We start from the raw sequence: 3034 nt of genomic DNA on the forward strand, positions 1-3034 counted from the left end.
GAGGGGGCGCCCAGGCACGCGTTGACGGATGGGCGCGGACGTGGCGCTTGTCGGGCCGATAGGGGAGGAGGCTGACCAGGAGCTCCGTCTTCAGTAACCGCTCACCGGCTTGTTCGGAATGCGCGGACCGGGCTCCAGCGCCGCTTCCCGCTTCGCCATCCGTGCGTCCCGGGAGGCGAGCTCCGCCACGAGTGGCGGTGTCCGCTGCCCGGCTGTCTCTTCACGCAGGCACCAGCCGGTGAATGGTTGGTGCCCGCTTGAAAACCACCTGGCATCAAAGGCGTCGTCGCCCTCAAGAAACCGGCCTCAGAGAAGGGCGCTTGAGCGCACAGCCGTCACGAACCGGAACTGCCGACCCGCACCAGTCCCGGCGGAATGTAGGACATATTCTCCGGGCCGTAGATGCGAAGCACGACATAGAACGAGCCACTTGCCGGCGAAGGCAGCCAGTTCGGCATCTCGGCGGCCGTGGGCGCGTTGGCCTGGATGTAGATTGTCACGGAGCCGTCTGCGGCGGCGCTCAGGCTCGACTGACTCCCGAGGGAGTAGCGATTGATGCTGTTCGGGACCAGGAGTTGATTCGCCCCGTACATGGTCAGCGACCAGAAGGCCGTGGCAGGGGGGAGCTGGTCGGAGGAGGGAAACGTCATCGTGTATTGGTTTGCGCCGTCGAGCGGCGTTGAAATCACGTCCTGGTAGCCGCGGTAATAGAGCGCCTCCGAGGGCGAGTTCGCGTAGATCCCTGCACGTGCAACCATCGACCGGAATTCGTAGTCGGTCCACCAGTCCGTGCCAAAATAGGGGAGGTTCACCTCCGGGAGGTTCCAGCCATTCTCGACGGCGCCCTCCTTGGTCTTGTTCGTGATGGCATTGCTGGCCTCAAGGATTCCGCGCTGGAACGCACCGGCCAATTCCGGATCGAGCGTGGAGGGATTGAAGGGCAGGCCGGGCCCCACGCCAATCCGTGCGAAGCGCTCAAGGAGCGGAGCATCCCCGGCCGGCGGGGTCTGGAAGGTCAGCGCCAGGTTGAGGTACTGGAAGTATGCCAGCGTCGTGACGAACGAGGGGGCAACCGGCAGGAATGGCGGCGCGGGCGCGGGCGCGGGCGCGGGCTGGCCGAGGAACTGGGACAGCGGGACCAGCGCGTATTGGTCCATGATTGCCTGGGCCGCCGGGATGTCGTTGGGACCCAGGATTTGCGTGCGCCCGAGCAGAAAGATGTAGCGCCCCGAGACAGGGATCACCGTCGCGTTCGGGACGCTGCTCGGCACCATGCCGGGGGGCGCAAGCACGTAGTTGCCTGCCGCCGTGCCGGTTGTCAACGAGCCGACGTATCCAACGTTGTTGGTGCACGCGTCGATGATCTGGAAACTATAGTAGCGCTCTGGATTTTGGGGCACCGTCGGCACCTGCAGCACCATCGGCTCGGCGCCCAGGTCGAGCCATCCCTGCGAGTACGCCGTGTCGTTGTTGGGAGTGATGACGGTGGTGTCATCGGGGCCGTAGAGCTGCGCCTTGCCGTAGAATGTATTGAACTGCTGTTGGATGGCGAGGGTGCTCTGCCACAGGATCGAGTAGTTCGCGGCCAGCGGGTATCCGTACATAAAGGCTTCGTACGCGATCGCCTGCGCTTCTTCGGGGGGCAGCGGTGTCATGGTATCTTGGACTCACATTGGTGGGGGACTGTTGCAGGCAGCCCCAGGTTCGAATCTGCCAGCAATGTCGATATGCTGCCTGCCTTGGTGCGGCATTCGGGCAGTTCGTACGTTGAGGAGCAAGGGCAGTGCGGACCAGGTCACTCCCGATTGCATGCTGAAACTCCTGTTCGGGTCAATATGCAGGCGCGGCAGAGTTCATCCGGGACCAAGACCGAACGGAAGCTCACGATTCTCTAACGGCGGGTAGCGACAGGAGCCAGGAAATCGGCTCCTGCGGCAGACCGGACGTCAAGGGACCTCAACGTCTCGTTTAGTTGGGCGACAGGTGCAGAGGGCCGGTAAAATTCACGGTTGGCGGCGTGAGCGCGGGGATGGGAGACACCGCCGCCACGGGGACGAGCGAAAGGCTGGGGAAGGTCCGGGTGGTGCAGGTGGGATTGGTGATGCCTGACAAAAATGACTGAATGGTCGTGACCGGCTGCGTCTGAAGGGTGTCAGGGCGAACATGATAGGTGCTGTCCCCCGCGACAAGGAAGACGAAGCGAGGCAACGGCGGACTGACATAGGCCGTGCCCGTGCAATCCGTCCCTTCGAAATAGACAGCGCCGATACCGAGCGTGGTACTGAAGGCCCCGCCACCGATTTGTCCGGACTCCCGATCCACGGGCCAGAGTAGATTCTCCGGGTCGAAGTAGAACACTTCAATCCCAGAGGGATTCGTGAGTCCGGTCGTCGGTCCTACGCGGGCACCCAGTGCGTCCCGCCAAACCAACCCAGGGCCCGCGGGCCCTGGCGCACCCGCAGGACCCTGCGCCCCTTCGGGCCCCACGGGTCCGGTAGCGCCAGCCGCCCCTTCGGGCCCCACGGGTCCGGTAGCGCCAGCCGCTCCTGCGGGCCCCACGGGTCCGGTAGCGCCAGCCGCTCCTGCGGGCCCTGGCGGACCAGCGGGAGCTTGTTTATTGTCCGAGCACGCCACCACCAAGAATGCACTGAATGCCACCACCGTCAAACGCTGCATGTGCCGTCCCCGACGCAATGGGTTGTCAGTGACTCCTCTAGCGCGGGCTTTACTGGCGATACAAGTCAAATTCAAACAACGGCGCTCTGCTGTTGGGTGAGTCAGATTTGACGGCGCCTGGGGTCCTGAGGCAGGCCTGATGCGTTTTCTCGGGGTCGGATTTGAAGAAGGGTCGTCGAGTCGCGGGGTTGCGCGCGGAAGGGGTGACCGGATTCGTGCACCACCTGACGAGTGCCCTGGATGATCGCCCCCTGGCGGGTGGGCTGTGCTCGAAACTGAGCGCCGCAGCCGGAGGCGGAGGGACGGGGCCGGCGAGCCCCATCCCCCCTATGCCCCGCTCCGCGAGACGCGTGGACCG

General features: G+C 64.5%; 3 protein-coding genes. All 3 read right to left on the reverse strand.

Annotation, left to right across the window (positions count from 1 at the left end; all coding sequences use genetic code 11):
- Positions 1-335: 335 nt before the first annotated feature.
- The 3 genes from G4D87_RS36070 to G4D87_RS39795 all read right to left on the reverse strand — a co-directional run bounded on the left by G4D87_RS36070 (position 336) and on the right by G4D87_RS39795 (position 2648).
- A complete protein-coding gene (locus tag G4D87_RS36070; protein WP_163787337.1) occupies positions 336-1655 on the reverse strand; it encodes a DUF1254 domain-containing protein in 1320 nt (439 codons plus the stop codon).
- Between the two features lie 313 nt (positions 1656-1968).
- Positions 1969-2358, reverse strand: coding sequence for a hypothetical protein (locus G4D87_RS39790; protein ID WP_240358885.1), 390 nt, complete (start codon positions 2356-2358; stop codon positions 1969-1971).
- Positions 2359-2396: 38 nt separating this feature from the next.
- A complete protein-coding gene (locus G4D87_RS39795) occupies positions 2397-2648 on the reverse strand; it encodes a hypothetical protein (RefSeq protein WP_240358886.1) in 252 nt (83 codons plus the stop codon).
- Positions 2649-3034: the final 386 nt, after the last annotated feature.

This window comes from Myxococcus vastator (assembly GCF_010894475.1).
In the GTDB taxonomy this organism is placed as follows: Bacteria; Myxococcota; Myxococcia; order Myxococcales; family Myxococcaceae; genus Myxococcus; species Myxococcus vastator.

What these genes read in the sequence shown, in the direction of transcription:
- G4D87_RS36070 (WP_163787337.1), bottom strand. Translation starts at nt 1,655, where the DNA reads ATGACACCGCTGCCCCCCGAAGAAGCGCAGGCGATCGCGTACGAAGCC.